Annotated in this window: 1 protein-coding gene; it reads left to right on the top strand. The window is 62.5% G+C overall.

The genetic code is table 11. The annotated features are described in order from the left end of the window. Positions 1 to 925 (top strand): glutamine synthetase family protein (locus ENZ74_RS33060; RefSeq protein WP_164761460.1); only part of this gene is annotated, 925 nt, incomplete at both ends.

Raw genomic sequence — 925 nt, 5'->3', positions numbered from 1 at the left:
CCTGTGGTGGCGCCCGAGATCGAGTTCTACCTGGTGCGCAAGAATCCCGACCCGGACTATCCGCTGACCCCGCCGGTTGGCCGGTCGGGACGCGCGATCGGCGGCGGCGCCGGCTATTCGATCGCCGGCGTCAACGAATTCGACGAACTGATCGACGACATCTACCATTTCTCCGAAAGCCAGGGCCTGGAGATCGATACGCTGATCCACGAGGAAGGTGCCGGCCAGTTGGAGATCAATCTGCGCCATGGCGACCCGATCGAACTGGCCGACCAGGTGTTCATGTTCAAGCGCACCATTCGCGAGGCGGCGCTGAAGCACGAGATCTACGCCACCTTCATGGCCAAGCCGATCCAGGGGCAACCCGGCTCCGCCATGCACATCCATCAGTCGATCATCGACAAGAAGACCGGACAGAACATCTTTTCGGCCGCTGACGGCTCGGAAACCGACGATTTTTTCCACTTTATCGGCGGCATGCAGAAGCATGTGCCGAACGCGCTGGTGATGTTCGCGCCCTATGTCAATTCCTACCGCCGGCTGACACAGGCGGCGTCGGCGCCGGTCAACAACAAATGGGGCTATGACAACCGCACCACGGCGTTTCGCGTGCCACGCTCGGATCCGGCGGCACGGCGCGTCGAAAACCGCATCCCGTCCTCCGATGCCAATCCCTATCTGGCGCTGGCGGCATCGCTTGCCTGCGGGCTGATCGGCATCACCAACAAGATCAAGGCCGAGCCCCCGGTCCTGACAACGGCCAATGCCGACGAGATCGACCTGCCGCGCGGCCTGCTTGAAGCCGTCGACCTGTTCGAGGGCGACGAGGAACTCTGCGCTCATCTGGGCAAGTCGTTCGCCGCGACCTATGCGGCGATCAAGCGCGCGGAATTCGAGACCTTCATGGAAGTGATCAGTCCGTGGG

Origin of the sequence: Mesorhizobium sp. M7A.F.Ca.CA.002.15.2.1, from assembly GCF_003998715.1 — a bacterium.
GTDB lineage: Bacteria > Pseudomonadota > Alphaproteobacteria > Rhizobiales > Rhizobiaceae > Mesorhizobium > Mesorhizobium ciceri.
Note: the sequence above shows the minus strand (reverse complement) of the source record. Positions and strands in the feature narration are given on the sequence as shown.